Genomic DNA, 16,132 nt, shown 5'->3' on the forward strand with positions numbered 1-16,132 from the left:
CGCGATGAAACCGGCTTCGCGTCACGCCTCCCACTCCGCCCGCGGCAGCGCATTGGCGGCCGTTGCGCTGCTCGTCGCCGGATGCGCGGTCGGGCCGGATTTCCACACGCCGGACGCGCCGGCCACGCAGCGTTACACACGCGACGAAGCGCCCGCGGCGACGGCGGCGGCCAGCGACGCGCAGACGTTCGCGCCGGCCGCGCACACGCTGCAACGCTGGTGGACGCGGTTCGATTCGGCGCCGCTGAACCGGCTCGTCGATACCGCGTGGCAAAACAGCCCGACGCTCGCCGAGGCCCGCGCGCGGCTCGACGAAGCGCGACAGAACCATGCGGCGCAAGCCGGCGCGACGATGCTGCCGCGCGTCGACGCGAACCTGTCCGCCACGCGCCAGAAGGTCGACGTCGCCGCGTTCGGGCTGCCCGCCAACGTGCCGAATCCGGGGCCATTCATGCTGTACGACGCGTCGGTGAGCGTGTCGTACGTCCTCGACGTGTTCGGCGGCAACCGGCGCGCGCTCGAAGCGCTGCGCGCGCAGGTCGACTATCAGGCATACACGCTCGACGCCGCGCGCCTGACGCTCGCGGGCAACGTCGTTGCGACCGCGATCCTGCGCGCGTCGCTCGCGCAGCAGATCGCGCTCACGCGTCAGCTCGTCGACGCGCAGGCGCGGCAGTTGCGCATCGTCGAAGCGCGCTTCGCGGCGGGCGGCGTATCGCAGGCCGACGTGCATGCGCAGCGCACGCTGCTCGCGCAGACGCAGGCCTCGCTGCCGCCGCTCGCGGCCCGCTTCGCGCAGGCCGGCCACCGGCTCGCGATCCTGCTGGGCGCGCCGCCGTCCGACGCCGCATTGCCCGACCTCACGCTCGATGCGCTCGCGCTGCCGCACACGCTGCCGGTCGCGCTGCCGTCGACGCTCGCGCGCGAACGGCCCGACATCCGCGCGGCGGAGGCCGTGCTGCATCAGGCGAGCGCGAACGTCGGCGTGGCGACCGCGAACCTGTATCCGCGTTTTTCGATTTCGGCGGGGATCGGTTCGGAACGCACGCGCATCGCGGATATCGTGAGCGGGCTCAATGTCTGGAATGTCGGTCTCGGCCTGACGCAGCCGCTCTTTCACGGTGGCGAACTGCGCGCGAAAAAGCGCGCGACCGAAGCCGCATACGACGCCGCGTTCGCAAGCTATCGGGAAACCGTGCTGCTGGCGCTCCAGCAGGTGGCCGACGCGATGCGCGCGGTCGAACACGATGCGGCGGAGCTGGAGGCGCGAGACACGGCCGCACGGGAAGCGGCGGCAGGCAACGCGATTGCCGGCGACCGTTACGCGGCAGGCGGGATCAGCACGTTCGCGCTGCTCGACGCACAGCGGCAGGCACTGCAGACCGCACTCGACCGCACGCGCGCGCAGGCCGACCGGCTTGCCGATACGGCGGCGCTGTTTCAGTCGCTGGCGGGGAACTGGTCGGACGATTCGAGCCGCTGACGATCGGGACGGCTTGGGCATACGTCGTCGGACGCTGCTCGGCCGACGACGGCACCCGCGCCACGCGTGCGGCGCGCACCCACGAAAAAAAACCGGCCCGAAGGCCGGTTTTTCATACCGCATGCCGTGAGCGGCGCTCACGCGCCGCGCGACATCAGAAGCGGTGGATCAGGCCGACGCCTGCAGCGATCTGGTTCTGCTTCGAACCTGCGCCCACGCCGTCGCCGATCGACGTCGTTGCGTTGACGATGCCGCCGGTCAGGCCGCTGATCGTGTTGCCGCTAGCGTGCTGGTACGCTTCAACCGCGTACAGGCCCGTGCGCTTCGACAGGCTGTAGTACTGCGACAGCGTGACCTGGTGGTACTTGGCCGCGCTCGAGACGCCGTTCGATTGGGTCGCACGCGTGTACGAGTAGCCTGCCGCGAAGTCCCACTGCGGCGCTGCCTTCCAGTGCAGCACTGCGCCCGCCGTGTTGAAGATCGCCGTATTGTGGAATGCCGACAGGTTGCCCGGGATGTACTGGACGTTCGAGTACGACACCGAGATGTCCCACGCCGGCGTGAACTGGTAACCGGCCGTCACGGCGACACGTTGCTGCGACTGTGCCGTCTTGTAGCCGCCGTTGATCGACGACACGGCCTGCTCGGCACCGTTGCCGTTCGAATCCAGACCGTTTTGCGCGGTCGAGTTCGCGCCCCACACGCCGCCGCCGAGCGTCGCGTTGTTGATGCGCTGATAGCCGACCGCGATGCCTGCCGGGCCGTTCAGGTACTGGATCGCCGCGCTCCAGGTCGAGCCGCGGTTGAAGCTGCCTGCCACGCCGCCGAGCGAGTACGAACCGCCGACCGTGAAGCCGTAGAACTTCGGCGACATGTAGACGAGCGAGTTGTTCGCGCGGTAGCTGGTGTCCAGCGAGTCGATATCGCCCGGGTGCGCGCCGTAGTAACCGGTCAGCCACGTCGTCGGGCTATACGGCGACAGCAGCGTGTAGTACGCGGTGTACTGGCGGCCGGCCGTCAGCGTACCGTACGTCGGGTTGGTCAGCCCCACCCACGCCTGACGCGTGAAGATGCCGTTCGTCCATTGCGACGAGCCGTTGTTCGCGTTGAAGCCGGCTTCCAACTGGAAAATCGCCTTCGTGCCGCCGCCGAGATCTTCGCTGCCCTTCAGGCCGAAGCGGCTGCCTGCCCAAATGCCGGTGGCCATCTGGACCTTCGAGTGACCGCCCGAAACCGCGCTGGTCGCCGACGAGTTGTTCTGCCAGGCGATGGCGTTGTCGACGATACCGTACAGGGTCACGCTGCTCTGGGCGTGGGCGGCGGTAGCGGCTGCGAGACCCACTGCCGTCATGGCGAAAGCGACGCGCTTTTTCATTGATTCTCCGTCCTCAAAGAATGATTTCTTTTCTGGTGTGGTTTTATGACTGACACATGTGCGAGTACATGCCGGTGCGATTCTGACGGATTACCAATCGTTTCCCAACATGTGCAGTCGGTCATCGTATGATCGACGCAACGCAGGGGTTCACCAAACGGTTACATAACACCTGAAAACGCTTACGCGGTGGGCCTTTCCGGCATTTCCCGGTGAAAACCCTAGCTTTACATTTTTACTGGTGCATCGCGACCGTCCAATGTCGTCAGACGCCTTCGGCAACAACCTTCTTACAAATGCGCGACCGCGGCGGCTGCCACGATTCAACGCCGCCGCGCAGGATCGCTGACATTCATGACACCCACGTTTCGGAAAGCGAAATCGTGAAAACGTTTCAGTGCGTGTGGGGAGAATCGGACGGAAGCGGCCCGGCGAATGCGGGCCGAGGGGTGATGCCCGCGCCTGTCGCGCCAGCATCGTTCAGCGAGAATCAGCGCGCGGACGGCCGCTCGATCCGCGCGTTTACCGCGTCGACGAGCGCGTTCATGCGCGCACGGATCGCCGCGTTCGAGCCGACGAGCGCGAGCGACGACGCCATGATCCGGTAGATCCGCTTGCGCGGCACCTTCGCCGGCCTCGCCGGATCGAGCCACGCGTCATGGCCGGCCAGCCGTTCGAGCGTTTCGAGGCCGATCATGATCGGCCACAGACACGCGAGCCGCAGACGCACGAAACGGCGCGGAATCGCCAGCGTGTACCGGCACGCGTCGCGATACTGATCGAGCGCCACGCGCAGCAGGTCGACCAGCACGCCGCGCGCGCGCGCCGACGCGTCGGGCGACATCAGGTCGGCGACGCCCACGCGGTGCGCGGCCAGCACGTCGTCCGGCAGGTAGCAGCGGCCGATCCGCAGGTCCTTCGCGCAGTCGCGCAGGATGTTGGTCATCTGCAGCGCCTTGCCGAAACGAATGCCCTTCTCGCGCATGTCCGCCAGGTCCCAGCCGCGCGCGGCCCGCGTGTGCGCGCCGGTCATGTCGGTCCAGAATTCGCCGACGCAGCCGGCGACCAGATACGTGTAGCGATCGAGCATGTCGCGGTCCGGCAGCGACGCGACCTCTCCCGACTGTTCGTCGGGGAACGTGCGCAGGTCGAACTCCATCCCCGACGTCAGCGTCGCGACGACCTTGCGGATCGATGCGCGATCCGCCTCCGGCTGCGCGCGCAGCAGCGCGAGCATCGGCTGCATCGAGCCGAGCAGCACGTGCTCGTGCGAATCCGTCTGCATTCGCGTCACGTCCTCCAGCGCACGCGACAGCGCCGCGCCGTCGCCGAGCCGCTCGACCTCGTCGCGCAGGTCGGTCAGCAGCGCCGCGCGACGATCGGGCGCGACGAGCGCCGTGTCGGCGATCGTGTCGGCCGCGCGCGCGAGCAGGTAGGCCAGGCCGACCGGGTCGCGCATGCCGTCGGGCAGCACGCGCAGCGTCAGGTAGAAGGAGCGGGAAACGTTCTTCAGCAGGTCGCCGAGCAGGTAGGCGGGATCGGTATGGGTCGTCATGGGTCGGTAAAAATCGGCCGGCGCGGGCGCCCGGACGCACACGGGCGCCGGGCGCCCGCGCCGGCCCGCGAGTCGCCGCATCGTCGCGCGGACGGGCGTCGGCCCGGCGCGGCGATGCAAAAGTCCCGCAAGTTTAGTGCATCCGGCGCGCCGGCTCCCGGCGACGGCCTGATCGCGCCGCTCGCACGGTCGCGCGATCCGGCCGTCCCGTGCGTCTTGCGCGGAAACACAAAAGAAAGGCGAAAGTAATACATATGTAATTATTCGATGCGACGATCGCGTCCCGTTCGATCCCGCGCGGCCCGCCGAGACAGGCCGCGCCGCCGGAACGACGCCCCTTTCACCGACTTCCGTTTCGAAGGTTCACCGACATGCTCTTCACGCGCCCGACCGCCCTGCGCTGCATCCCGTTCGCCTGTGCCGCCGCCCTCCTGCTCGCCGCCTGCGGCGGCGACGACGTGTCGGCATCCGATCCGACGCAGCCGATCTCCGCGAAGGTCCAGGTGGTCGGCCATCGCGGCGCGAGCGCGCTGCGCCCCGAACACACGCTCGCGTCGTACCGCAAGGCGATCGAGGACGGCGCGGACGTGATCGAGCCCGACCTCGTGTCGACGCGCGACGGCGTGCTCGTCGCGCGCCACGAGAATGAAATCTCCGGCACGACGAACGTGTCGACGCTGCCGCAGTTCGCGAGCCGCAAGGCGACCAAGACGATCGACGGCGCGCAGCTGACCGGCTGGTTCACCGAGGATTTCACGCTCGCCGAGTTGAAGACGCTGCGTGCCCGCGAGCGCATTCCGCAGGTCCGCCCGGCGAACACCGCGTACAACGACCAGTTCGAGATTCCGACCTTCGACGAGATCGTCGCGCTCGCGAAACAGATGTCCGCGCAGACCGGCCGCACGATTCATCTGTATCCGGAAACCAAGCACCCGACCTACTTCCAGTCGGTCGGCCTGCCGCTCGAGGACCGTCTCGTCGATGCGCTGCTGAAGGATCCGTACACGGCACGCACGGCGACCGTCTACATCCAGTCGTTCGAGGTCGCGAACCTGAAGGCGATCCGCAACCGGATCAAGTCGAGCCAGCCGAACTGGAAGCTCGTGCAGTTGATGGACGAAGCCGGCCAGCGTCCGTACGACTTCGTGAAGGCGAACGACAAGCGCACCTACGGCGACCTGTCGACGCGCGACGGCATGCGCGAGATCGCGTCCTATGCGAACGGTGTCGGCCCGTACAAGACGTCGATCATCGCCGTGGCCGCGGACGGCACGCTGCAGCAGCCGACGCCGTACGTGCGCTACGCGCACGAAGCCGGCCTCGTCGTGCATCCGTACACGTTCCGTCCGGAGAACAACTTCCTGCCCGCGTCGCTGAAGGACGGCGGCACGCCGGCCACGCGCAACACAGCGGGCTCGGTGCGCGAAATCCAGGCGTACCTGCGCGCGGGCATCGACGGCTTCTTCACCGACGATCCGGCCGTCGGCCGCACGGCCGTCGATACGTTCAAGCGGTGAGCGTACCGAACGCGTCGGATGCGGCATGCGATGCGCCGCTGAACGCGCGGCAACCGGGCGCGGCGCATGTCGTGCCGCACACCGGTTGCCGCGCCGCGCTCAGATCACGCGGAAGTGGTGCGTGCCGTCCCGCTTCAGCTGGTCGACCAGCCCGTATTCCCAGTCGAGATACGCCTGCATCGCGGCGGCCGCGTTGTCCGTGCCTTCATACGGGCGCCGGTAGCGGTCGACGCGCGGCGACGCCAGATGCGTCTCGCCGTGCTCGAGCGGCAGCCCCGCGTCGATCCATGCGGCCGTGCCGCCGGTCAGCACCGAGATCGCCGCGGAAGCCGGCAGCAACGCGCGCGCGTCGTCCGCCGCGAACCGCGCGAGCAGGCTCGATCCGCACGTGAACACATAGCGCTTCGCCGGCGGAATCGCGGCGAGCGCGTCGCGCAACCGCGCGCGCACGACGAACCACGCGCCGGGAATATGCCGCTTCACGTAGTTCGCGCTGGTCGTCACGTCGACGATCGCGATCTCGCCCGCCCCCGCCTCCTTCAGCCAGCCCGCGAGCGTCGCGGGCGACACCTCGGCCACCTGCGGCGTCGCGGGCACGTCGCGCGGCGGCTGGCCGCGCTCGGTGAAGGCCGCCGTGCCGGCCGGCTCGATCACGCGCACGTCCCAACCCATCTGCGCGAGCCACGACGCTGTCATGTCCGCGCGCACGCCGTCGTCGTCGGCGAGCACGATGCGCGCGCCGCGCACGGCCGCGTGATGGTCGGTCTCCTGGACGAGCTGGCCGCCCGGCGTGCCCAGGAAGCCTGGCAGATGGCCGGCCTCGTATTCCTCCGGCGTGCGCACGTCGAAGCGATACAGCGTGCGGCCCGGCTCGTCGAGCGCGGCGACGTCCGCGAGCGCGATGCGCGGCACGCCGGCGCGCTCGGCCACCGCGCGCGCGGCGCGCCGGGCTTCCTCGCGCTGCGCGGGTTCGACGTCGTCGGGAAAGCGCCGGGCGGCGCCGTGCTCGAGCGTCTGGCCCGCGAGCGTCCAGCCGATCGTGCCGTTGCGCAGTGCCGCGACCGGATTCGGCAGCCCCGCGTTCACGAGCGACTGCGTGCCGATGATGCTGCGCGTGCGGCCCGCGCAGTTCACCACGACCCGGGTCGCGGGGTTCGGCGCGAGCGCGCGCACGCGCAGCACGAGTTCCGCCCCCGGCACGCTCGTCGACGTCGGGATGTTCATCGTCTGATACTCGTCGAAGCGGCGCGCGTCGACGATCACGACGTCGGCCTTCTCGTCGATCAGCGCCTGCACTTCCTGCGCCGACAACGACGGCGTATGGCGCTCGGCCTCGACCCATTCGCCGAACGACTTACTCGGCACGTTCACGTCGATGAACAGCTCGCCGCCCGCGGCGAGCCAGCCCGCGAGACCGCCGTCGAGCAGCCGCACGTCGGTATAGCCGAGCTGCGCGAGCTTCGCGGCCGCGCGCGGCGCGAGATCCTCGCCGTCGGCTTCGCCGAACACGACGATCGGCGTGTCGCGGCGCGGAATGCGCGTCCACGCGTCGAGTTCGAGCTTCGACAGCGGAAAATTCGCGGCCCAAAGCGGATGGCCCTGCGCGTATGGATCTTCCTCGCGCACGTCGATCAGCGCGAGCTCGTCGCGGGCCAGGAGGCGTGCGCGTACGTCCTGGTACGACGCGACGGGGAAACGGGAAGTGGAATCAACGGATTGCGTCACGATGTCTCTGTCGGATTCTGTTGAAGGCGGTGAAGAAAGCAAAGAAGCTCGGGGCTGCGGGCGTGTGCGCTTGCAACGGGTTGCCCGCGACTTGCGGCGTCACACGTTCGATCACACGTTCGAATAGCCGGACACGAACGGCTTCACGGTGCCGTCGTCGAGGAACACCGCGCGCTCGACCTTGCCGATGTTCGCACCGTACACGTGGATGCTGATCGACACCTGGTCGGCGAACGCGTTGGTCACGCGATGCACGTCGCCGATATGCGGCGACACGGCCTCGACGTCGCCCGGCTTCAGCCGCACCGCATCGCCCGACGGCACCGGCTTGCCGGTCGCGTCGAACCGGTACGGCTGCGAAAACTCGCCGCCGCGCAGCATGCCGATCAGCCCCCACACCGTGTGATTGTGGATTGGCGTCGTCTGGCCGGCCCCCCACACGAAGCTGACGACGGAGAACCGCTCGTCGGGATCGAGATGCAGCAGGTACTGGCGGTAGCGCTCGGGATCCGGCTGCGCGAATGCGTCGGGCAGCCAGTCGTCGTGCGCGACGAGCGCGGCAAGCAGCGCGCCGCCCTCGTCGAGAATGCGCGCCTCGTTCGCGCCGGACGCGAGCAGCGCGCCCAGCCCGTCGACGAACGGACGCAGCGGCGTCTGATGCAACGAAAGCGTACTCATCGGCTGCCTCCTCGAATATGATGCCGAATATGATGAATCGTCATGATGCACCCGAAATACCATGCAGAACAAACATGAAAATTAGCGATATCGACGCTTTTGCAGCGGTCGTCCGCTGCCAGACGCTGAGCCAGGCCGCGGCCGAGCTCGGAATGACGCAGCCGGCGATCACGCGGCGCGTGCAGAATCTCGAGGAAGCGCTCGGCGCGACGCTGCTCGACCGCAACACGAAACCGCCGCGTCCGACCGACATCGGCCTGCAGGTGTTCGAGCAGTGCCGCGCGATCCTGCGCGAGGTCGATGCGCTGCGCGAACTGACGGCCGGCCAGCGGCCGCCCGCCGGCGAATTCCGCGTCGGCCTCACGCAGGGCCTCGGCGAACTGATGCTGCCCGGGCTGATCGCGCGGATCGCCGGGCAATGGCCCGCACTCGCCACGCAGGTCACGACCGCCTGGGGCGGCATGCTCGTCGAGCGCGTCGCGCGCCGCGAACTCGATGCGGCGCTGGTGTTTCTGGCCCGCGAGATGGTGCTGCCGCCGCACGTCGAGGGCGAGCGGCTGCTGGCCACCCGGCTCGTCGCGGTCGGCCGCAAGGGCGACTGGCCGCGCCGCAGCTACCGGCTCGCCGACTGCCAAGCGCGCGGCTGGGTGCTCAATCCCGACGGCTGCGGCTTTCGCGCGGGCCTGCGCCGCGCGCTCGCCGCGCAAGGGCTGCCGATGCCCGTCACGCTCGACGTCTATGGACGCGACCTGCAATTGCAGAGCGTCGCCAACGGCTTCGGCATCGGGCTGATGCCGCTGCCGCTCGTCGAAGGCAGCCCGCTGCGCGACGCGGTCGAGATCGTGCCGCTCGCCGATTTCAAGCCGCAGATCGATCTGTGGCTGCTGCACCGGCAGGATGCCGCGCGCATCAAGGCGCCGCTCGCGGCCGTGGGCGCGCATGCGCGCGCGGCATTGGCGCTGCCCGCGGATGCCGCCGCGCACGACGAGGCCGCTTGACCGAGGCCGGCGACGCCGGCACCGCGCTGTCGCGTTTGCGCCGACCGTCGTGCGGTCCCGCTCACGCATCGCGTCGACCGGATGCCGGTGCGTCGCGCGACGTCCCGCCAGCCTCCGCGTTCGCGCTTCGCGCCGCGGCGTCGAGCGCCGCACGCCCGGCGGCGACCGCGATCGCATCGTCCTGCGGCGTATGCACGCGGCTGCACAGCACGTCGCGATAATGACGTTCGAGCGGATTGTGGCGGCTCAGCCCGTGATTGCCCGACAGCTTCAACGCGTGCTCGACCGTGCGGATCGCCTGCTCCGTCACGGTTCGCTTGACGAGACCGCTCGTCGTCACCGTCGGCGCGTCACCCGCATCGGTGCGCGCGATGTGCTCGTCGAGCAGCACGCCGTTCGTGTGCAACCACCCTTCGATCTCGCCGACGGCCTCCTGGATGCGCGGCAGCGTCGCGAGCGGAGCCCCGAGCCCGCTCGGCGCGCGCGTCGTCGCGAACGCGAGCAGCCAGTCGCGTGACGCGCGCGCCACCGCATCGTAGAGGCTGCCGAGCAGCGCGACCATCCACGCCTGCTGGTCGGCCTGCGCGTCGACATCCGCATGGCTCGCGGCCGATACGGCCCACGCATCGGGCGCGCGCACGTCCACCGCATGATCGGCGGGCAGCCGCACGTCGTCGAACACGACCTCGTGGCTGCCCGAGGCGCGCAGGCCCAGATGATTCCAGCTTTCGATCACGCGGATGCCTGCGTCGTCTTCCACATCGCGCTCGCGCCGCACGAGGAATACGCCGACACGCGGCTCGGGTTCGTCGGTGCGTGCCCACACGGCGAGCCAGCGCAGCGCCGGAATGCCGGTGCTGTACAGCTTGTGGCCGGACAGCCGCCAGCCGTCGCCGTCGCGACGCGCGATCGTTTCGGGCAGGCCGCCGCGCGACGGCGACCCGAGCGCCGGTTCGACACGCAACGCGTTGATCAGCGCGCCTTCGGCGACCGCACTGTCGAACACCGCACGTCGCACGCGCGCGGGCCAGCGATTGTCCGCACGGCCGAGCGCGCGATGTTGCAGATACGTCATCGTCAGCACCAGCGCGGTCGCGGGATCGGCGCGGGCGACGGCGGCCACGATGCGGCTCGCCTGCGCGAGCGTCGCGCCCGCGCCGCCATGCTCGCGCGGCACGACCTGCGCGATCAGCCCGGCGCGATGCAGCCGCGCGAAGTTCTCGTGAGGGAAGCGGCCGTCGACGTCGTTACGGGCGGCGTCGGCGGCGAGTTCGGGCGCGAGGCGCTCGAGCAGCGCCGCGACGCGCGCATCGTCGGCAGGCAGGTGGCGCAGCGACGACTGCTGCGGTAGCGGCGAGGAAGCGGCAAGGCTGGCGGACATCGGTACGGATTCCCTCGGTGACTGGGTAGCTGGGTAGCTGGCTAACGGATCGGCGGTCATGGCGAAGATCGATCGGCGGATGGCGCGGCGGCGCGTGAAGCCGGCGGCACCCCGGTTGCGCACTCGCGCGCCGTGCCGGTTCGCGGACGTTTGCCGCGAATGCGTGCGCACGCATCGGCATTCGCACTGCGCCGCGCATCCCGAGCCGGTTCCTGCCCCGCGCGAAAGCCCCGCCCGACACGCCGCCGACGCCCTTTCGACGCCATCGCGAGCCCACAGCGTATGCGCAACGCACACGCGGCCAAACCATGCAAATCTGATATTCAAATCGGGATTGATTATTTCCGTTCCGCATGATCCCGGCGGTAATCTGCGCTCCATTCCCGCCCCCGCCGTCCGTTGCCGGCCACGTGGGGCCGTCCTTGCATCGGAGACCCAGATGAGCGTCGAATTCATCGGCATGATCCAGAGCCAAAAGCAGTCGGAAATCCATCCACCTGCCGGCCCCGTCGTCGACCCCGACTACGTGCGCGACTTCGCCCGCGCACACGAAACGGCCGGCTTCGACCGAATCCTCGTCCCGCACCATTCGACCGGCCCGTCCGCGACGCTGACGATCGCGTTCGCCGCCGCCGCGACCGAGCGCATTCACTTCATGCTCGCGCATCGGCCGGGCTTCACCGCGCCGACGCTCGCCGCGCGGCAGATCGCGACGCTCGATCAGTTCAGCCGCGGCCGGCTCGCCGTGCACTTCATCTCCGGCGGCTCGGACAGCGAGCAGCAACGCGACGGCGACTTCCTCGACCACGACGCACGCTACGCGCGCACCGACGAATATCTCGGCATCCTGCGCCGCATCTGGACCGAAACGCAGCCGTTCGATCACGACGGCGCGCACTACCGCTTCACGCAGGGCTTTTCGGAAGTGAAGCCGTTCCAGCAGCCGCACGTGCCGATCTACTTCGGCGGCGCCTCGGAAGCGGCGCTGCAAGTCGCCGGCAAGCACGCGGACGTCTATGCGCTGTGGGGCGAATCGCTCGACCAGGTGCGCGACCTGACGACCCGCGTGCGCGCCGAAGCCGCGAAGCACGGCCGGCAGGTGCGCTTCTCCGTGTCGTTCCGGCCGATCCTCGCGGCGACCGAAGACGAAGCATGGGCGCGCGCACACCGGATCCTCGACGAAACGCGCCGGCTGCGCGAAGCGGCCGGCCTCGGCAGCGGCGGCCCGCAACAGAGCGAAGGCGCGCGACGCCTGCTCGCCGCGGCCGAACGCGGCTCGCGCGTCGACAAGCGGCTGTGGACCGAGATCGCAAAGCTCACCGGCGCGCGCTCGAATTCGACCGCGCTGGTCGGCACGCCCGAACAGGTCGCCGACGCACTGCTCGACTACTACGACCTCGGCGTGACGACGTTCCTGATCCGCGGCTTCGATCCGCTCGAAGATGCGATCGACTACGGTCGCGAACTGATTCCGCGCGTGCGCAGCGCCGTCGCCGCACGCGACGCGGCGCGCCGCGCGGCCTGACGCAAAGGGAGACGCCGACCATGTCCGCCGTCCTGGCTTCGTCATCGCCCGTGCGCACCGCGTCGGGCCTCGTCCTCGCCGACACGCCGCGCCAGCATTTCTGGTTCGATCCGCCCGCGCCGCGCGTCGACGTCGCCGCCGAGCGCCGCCACCGGCAGGAGCGGCTCGCGGCCGCGTTCCGCCTGTTCGCGCGCTTCGGCTTCGCGTCGGGCCTCGCCGGCCACATCACCGCGCGCGACCCCGAACTGCCCGACCACTTCTGGGTGAATCCGCTCGGCGTGCATTTCTCGCGGATCAAGGTATCGGACCTGCTGCTCGTCAACGCACGCGGCGAAACCGCGATCGGCAACCGGCCGCTGAACAAGGCCGCGTTCGCGATCCACGCGGCGATTCACGACGCGCACCCGCACATCGTCGCCGCCGCGCACACGCATTCGACCTACGGCAAGGCGTGGTCGACGCTCGGCCGCCCGCTCGATCCGCTGACGCAGGACGCGTGCGTGTTCTACGAGGATCACGCGCTGTTCGACGACTTCACGGGCATGGTCGTCGACACGAGCGAAGGCGCGCGGATCGCGGACGCGCTCGCAAAGCCCGACGGCACCACGCACAAGGGCGTGATCCTGAAGAACCACGGCATCCTGACGGCCGGCCCGACGGTCGAGGCCGCCGCGTGGTGGTACATCGCGCTCGACAACGCCGCGCACACGCAGTTGCTGGCCGAAGCGGCCGGCACGCCGCAACGGATCGATCACGCGACCGCGCGACACACGCACGGCCAGATCGGCGGCCCCGACGGCGCATTGCACGCGTTCGACAGCCTGTTCGCACGCGTCGTCGCCGACGAACCCGACCTGCTCGACTGAGCGCCCTGCCGCACGACCGGAACCGGAGACCACACGATGACCGAACCCACCGCACCCGCGCCGACCGGCGCCCATGACGACAAGCGCCGCCGGCTGCTGCGCGCGGCCGGCGCCGCCGCGCTCGCCGCGCCGGCGATCACGCTCGGCCGCAAAGCATGGTCCGCGCCGCCGCTGAAGAAGCTCACGTTCGCGTGGAACCAGAACGCGTTCTGCCTGACGCCGATCGTCGTCGCGCAGGAAAACGGCTTCTTCGAGAAGAACGGGCTGAAGGTCGAGCTGATCAACTACAGCGGATCGACCGACCAGTTGCTCGAATCGATCGCGACCGGCAAGGCCGACGCGGCGGTCGGGATGATTCACCGCTGGCTGAAGCCGCTTGAAGCCGGCTTCGACGTGAAGATCATCGGCAGCTCGCACGGCGGCTGCGTGCGGCTGCTCGGCGCGAAGACGGCCGGCGTGACGACGCTGCAGGCGCTGAAGGGCAAGACGGTCGGCGTCAGCGATCTCGCGGCGCCCGGCAAGCACTTCTTCTCGATCCTGCTCGCGAAGAACGGCATCGATCCCGAACGCGACATCACGTGGCGGCAGTATCCGGCCGATCTGCTCGGCGTCGCGGTCGACAAGGGCGAGATCCAGGCGATCGCCGACGGCGACCCGAATCTCTATCTGCTCGAAAAGCGCAGCAACGGCGCGTATACGGAACTTGCGACGAACCTGTCCGGCGAATACGCGCGCAAGGTGTGCTGCGTGATCGGCGCGCGCGGCGACCTCGTGCGCAACGACCGGCCGGCCGCCGCCGCGCTCGCGCGCTCGATCGTGCAGGCAACCGAATACACGCACGACAACCCGAACGAAGCCGCGAAGGCGTTCGCGAAGTATTCGCCGAAGATCAATCCGGAAGATCTGCGCAAGCTGTACGCGACGCTGACCTACACGCACCACCCGACCAACGTCGATCTGCAGCAGGAAATCGCGTTCTACGCGGACGATTTCCGCCGGATCAGCGTGCTGAAGAAGAGCACCGACCCGCAGCGCTTCGCGCAGCAGGTCTATGCGAACGTGCTGGGGTGACGCGATGTCGACGATCGAACACGCGTCCGCGGCGCGCACCGCAACCGCAACCGCATCCGCAACCGGCGGTACCGCCGCCGCGCCTGCCACGTCCCGCGCGCCATGCACGGCCTGCGACGCGACGCTCGCTGCCGAAGCCCGCCGTGCGCGTACCTGGCCGACCGGCGTCGTCGCGGCGCTCGCGTGGGCCGCGCTCGGCGCCGTGACTGACGTGTGGCCGAACCGCGTCGTAGGTTTCACCGACTGGGCGTACACCGACACGTTCGGCATCGCCGCGTGGGCGATCGCCGCGCTGCTGCTGGTCGCCGCGACGCTCGGCCATCGCGTGCCGTCCACGCGCGCGCGGCTTGCCCGCGTGCGCCCGGCCGGCCCGTGGCTCGTCGCACTGCCGCTCGTGCTTGCCGCGTGGGAAATCGTCACGGCCAAAACCGGCTGGCTGCCGACGCCGTTCTTCGCACCGCCGCAGGCATTGATCGAGGTCTACGTCGACGACTGGCCGCGCCTCGCCGGCAGCGCCGGCAACACTTTGAAGCTGCTTTCGCTCGGGTTCGCGTACGGCGTCGCGGTCGGGTTCGCGGTCGGCGTATCGATCGGCTGGTCGCGCCGCATCGGCTACTGGGTGCATCCGGTGCTGCGCGTGCTCGGCCCGGTGCCGGCCACCGCGCTGCTGCCGCTCACGTTCTACTTCTTCCCGACGAGCTATTCGGCCGCCGCGTTCCTGATCGCGCTGTCGACCGGCTTCCCGGTCGCGGTGCTGACGTGGTCGGGCGTCGCGAGCGTGAACCGGCAGTACTACGACGTCGCGCGCACGCTCGGCGCGAACGCGCGCTTCCTGGTGCTGCGCGTCGCGATTCCCGCCGCGCTGCCGCACGTGTTCGTCGGCATCTTCATGGGGCTGAGCGCATCGTTCACGGTGCTCGTCGTCGCCGAGATGATGGGCGTCAAGTCGGGGCTCGGCTGGTACCTGAGCTGGGCGCAGGGCTGGGCATCGTACGTGAACATGTATGCGGCGCTGATCGTGATGGCGCTGCTGTTTTCCGGGCTGATCGCGCTGCTGTTCGCGGTGCGCGACCGCGTGCTCGCGTGGCAGAAAGGAACCGTCAAATGGTAAGCGCCGCCGTTCTCGAATCGTCCGTCTCCACGGCGCCCGCCACGCCCGATGCCACGGCGCCACGCGGCGCGCGCATCGACATTCGCCGCGTGAGCCATGCGTTCGACGGCCCCGGCGGCCCGCTGCCGGTGCTCGACGACGTCACGCTGTCGGTCGCGGCCGGCGAATTCGTCGCGCTGCTCGGCCCGAGCGGTTGCGGAAAATCGACGCTGCTGCGGCTCGTCGCGGGCCTCGACGCCGCACGACAAGGCCGAATCGCGCAGGACGGCGTGCCGATCGAGCGGCCCGATCCGTCGCGCATCGTCGTGTTCCAGGATCCGACGCTCTACCCGTGGCGCCGCGTGCGCGCGAACGTCGCGCTCGGCCTCGAGGCGCGCGGCGTGGCTCGCACCGCGCAACATCGCGTCGACGATGCGCTCGCGCGCGTCGGGCTGCAGGAATTCTCGAACGTGTTTCCGCATCAGTTGTCGGGCGGGATGGCGCAGCGTGTCGCGCTGGCGCGCGCGCTCGTCAACGATCCGCGCCTGCTGATTCTCGACGAGCCGCTCGGCAAGCTCGATTCGCTGACGCGGTTGACGATGCAGGCCGAGTTGACCGCGCTGTGGCAACGCGATGGCTTTTCCGCGCTGCTCGTCACGCACGATGTCGAGGAAGCGCTGTTTCTCGCGCAGCGCGTGATCGTGTTCGGCCCGCGTCCCGCGCGGATCGTCGCGGAACTGCGCGTCGACCTGCCCTATCCGCGCCATCGCGGCGACCCGCGTCTCGCCGAACTGCGCCACGAAGCGCTGCGGCATCTCGGACTCGATGCGAGCTGGTAGATGCCGAGTGCCGCTGGCAGGATGGCCCG

General features: G+C 69.5%; 13 protein-coding genes. 8 read left to right on the forward strand and 5 right to left on the reverse strand.

Features of this window, described 5'->3' with window-relative positions:
* Nucleotides 1–4: 4 nt before the first annotated feature.
* A complete protein-coding gene (locus ACV22V_RS20960) occupies nucleotides 5–1,483 on the forward strand; it encodes an efflux transporter outer membrane subunit (RefSeq protein WP_448015426.1) in 1,479 nt (492 codons plus the stop codon).
* 154 nt (nucleotides 1,484–1,637) lie between these two features.
* Here the strand turns inward: ACV22V_RS20960 and ACV22V_RS20965 are convergent, their stop codons facing one another.
* Nucleotides 1,638–2,858 carry a porin gene (locus tag ACV22V_RS20965; protein ID WP_059689985.1) on the reverse strand — a complete coding sequence of 407 codons (1,221 nt, stop codon included), beginning with the start codon at nucleotides 2,856–2,858 and terminating at the stop codon, nucleotides 1,638–1,640.
* Between the two features lie 490 nt (nucleotides 2,859–3,348).
* A complete protein-coding gene (locus ACV22V_RS20970; protein ID WP_448015427.1) occupies nucleotides 3,349–4,413 on the reverse strand; it encodes a phytoene/squalene synthase family protein in 1,065 nt (354 codons plus the stop codon).
* A gap of 371 nt (nucleotides 4,414–4,784) precedes the next feature.
* On the opposite strand from ACV22V_RS20970, the gene ACV22V_RS20975 reads away from it, so the two are divergent.
* Nucleotides 4,785–5,930: a glycerophosphodiester phosphodiesterase gene (locus ACV22V_RS20975; protein ID WP_059818999.1), complete on the forward strand. Its 1,146-nt coding sequence runs from the start codon at nucleotides 4,785–4,787 to the stop codon at nucleotides 5,928–5,930.
* A 99-nt stretch (nucleotides 5,931–6,029) separates the two neighbouring features.
* Here ACV22V_RS20975 and ACV22V_RS20980 read toward each other — a convergent pair whose 3' ends face one another.
* Nucleotides 6,030–7,655: a rhodanese-related sulfurtransferase gene (locus ACV22V_RS20980; RefSeq protein WP_059525243.1), complete on the reverse strand. Its 1,626-nt coding sequence runs from the start codon at nucleotides 7,653–7,655 to the stop codon at nucleotides 6,030–6,032.
* A gap of 111 nt (nucleotides 7,656–7,766) precedes the next feature.
* Nucleotides 7,767–8,333 (reverse strand): cysteine dioxygenase, encoded by a 567-nt coding sequence (locus ACV22V_RS20985; protein ID WP_448015430.1) that lies wholly within the window; start codon nucleotides 8,331–8,333, stop codon nucleotides 7,767–7,769.
* Between the two features lie 74 nt (nucleotides 8,334–8,407).
* Between ACV22V_RS20985 and ACV22V_RS20990 the strand changes: the two genes are divergently transcribed.
* Nucleotides 8,408–9,331 (forward strand): LysR family transcriptional regulator, encoded by a 924-nt coding sequence (locus tag ACV22V_RS20990; RefSeq protein WP_448015431.1) that lies wholly within the window; start codon nucleotides 8,408–8,410, stop codon nucleotides 9,329–9,331.
* Between the two features lie 61 nt (nucleotides 9,332–9,392).
* Here the strand turns inward: ACV22V_RS20990 and ACV22V_RS20995 are convergent, their stop codons facing one another.
* Nucleotides 9,393–10,712, reverse strand: a complete 1,320-nt coding sequence (locus ACV22V_RS20995) for an acyl-CoA dehydrogenase family protein (RefSeq protein ID WP_448015432.1) — start codon at nucleotides 10,710–10,712, stop codon at nucleotides 9,393–9,395.
* A gap of 439 nt (nucleotides 10,713–11,151) precedes the next feature.
* Between ACV22V_RS20995 and ACV22V_RS21000 the strand changes: the two genes are divergently transcribed.
* Genes ACV22V_RS21000 through ACV22V_RS21020 form a run of 5 tightly spaced genes read left to right on the forward strand, consistent with a single transcriptional unit; the run spans nucleotide 11,152 to nucleotide 16,103 of the window.
* The gene (locus ACV22V_RS21000; RefSeq protein WP_059689978.1) at nucleotides 11,152–12,237 is read left to right on the forward strand and encodes an LLM class flavin-dependent oxidoreductase; all 1,086 of its coding nucleotides are present in this window, start codon (nucleotides 11,152–11,154) and stop codon (nucleotides 12,235–12,237) included.
* A 20-nt stretch (nucleotides 12,238–12,257) separates the two neighbouring features.
* Nucleotides 12,258–13,103, forward strand: coding sequence for a class II aldolase/adducin family protein (locus ACV22V_RS21005; RefSeq protein WP_448015434.1), 846 nt, complete (start codon nucleotides 12,258–12,260; stop codon nucleotides 13,101–13,103).
* Between the two features lie 36 nt (nucleotides 13,104–13,139).
* Nucleotides 13,140–14,174, forward strand: coding sequence for an ABC transporter substrate-binding protein (locus ACV22V_RS21010; RefSeq protein WP_059689977.1), 1,035 nt, complete (start codon nucleotides 13,140–13,142; stop codon nucleotides 14,172–14,174).
* A 4-nt stretch (nucleotides 14,175–14,178) separates the two neighbouring features.
* On the forward strand, nucleotides 14,179–15,285 hold the full coding sequence (locus ACV22V_RS21015; protein WP_448015435.1) for an ABC transporter permease: 1,107 nt from the start codon (nucleotides 14,179–14,181) through the stop codon (nucleotides 15,283–15,285).
* Nucleotides 15,279–16,103, forward strand: coding sequence for an ABC transporter ATP-binding protein (locus ACV22V_RS21020; protein ID WP_223958451.1), 825 nt, complete (start codon nucleotides 15,279–15,281; stop codon nucleotides 16,101–16,103). Before ACV22V_RS21015 ends, ACV22V_RS21020 begins: the two co-directional genes overlap by 7 nt.
* Nucleotides 16,104–16,132: the final 29 nt, after the last annotated feature.

The organism is Burkholderia sp. AW33-5 (genome assembly GCF_053427615.1).

Excerpts from the sequence above, each read along its gene's own strand:
- ACV22V_RS21020 (WP_223958451.1), top strand. The coding sequence starts at position 15,279 with ATGGTAAGCGCCGCCGTTCTCGAATCGTCCGTCTCCACGGCGCCCGCC.
- ACV22V_RS20975 (WP_059818999.1), top strand. The coding sequence starts at position 4,785 with ATGCTCTTCACGCGCCCGACCGCCCTGCGCTGCATCCCGTTCGCCTGT.
- ACV22V_RS21005 (WP_448015434.1), top strand. The coding sequence starts at position 12,258 with ATGTCCGCCGTCCTGGCTTCGTCATCGCCCGTGCGCACCGCGTCGGGC.
- ACV22V_RS21015 (WP_448015435.1), top strand. The coding sequence starts at position 14,179 with ATGTCGACGATCGAACACGCGTCCGCGGCGCGCACCGCAACCGCAACC.
- ACV22V_RS20995 (WP_448015432.1), bottom strand. The coding sequence starts at position 10,712 with ATGTCCGCCAGCCTTGCCGCTTCCTCGCCGCTACCGCAGCAGTCGTCG.
- ACV22V_RS20985 (WP_448015430.1), bottom strand. The coding sequence starts at position 8,333 with ATGAGTACGCTTTCGTTGCATCAGACGCCGCTGCGTCCGTTCGTCGAC.
- ACV22V_RS20970 (WP_448015427.1), bottom strand. The coding sequence starts at position 4,413 with ATGACGACCCATACCGATCCCGCCTACCTGCTCGGCGACCTGCTGAAG.
- ACV22V_RS21000 (WP_059689978.1), top strand. The coding sequence starts at position 11,152 with ATGAGCGTCGAATTCATCGGCATGATCCAGAGCCAAAAGCAGTCGGAA.
- ACV22V_RS20965 (WP_059689985.1), bottom strand. The coding sequence starts at position 2,858 with ATGAAAAAGCGCGTCGCTTTCGCCATGACGGCAGTGGGTCTCGCAGCC.
- ACV22V_RS20990 (WP_448015431.1), top strand. The coding sequence starts at position 8,408 with ATGAAAATTAGCGATATCGACGCTTTTGCAGCGGTCGTCCGCTGCCAG.
- ACV22V_RS21010 (WP_059689977.1), top strand. The coding sequence starts at position 13,140 with ATGACCGAACCCACCGCACCCGCGCCGACCGGCGCCCATGACGACAAG.
- ACV22V_RS20960 (WP_448015426.1), top strand. The coding sequence starts at position 5 with ATGAAACCGGCTTCGCGTCACGCCTCCCACTCCGCCCGCGGCAGCGCA.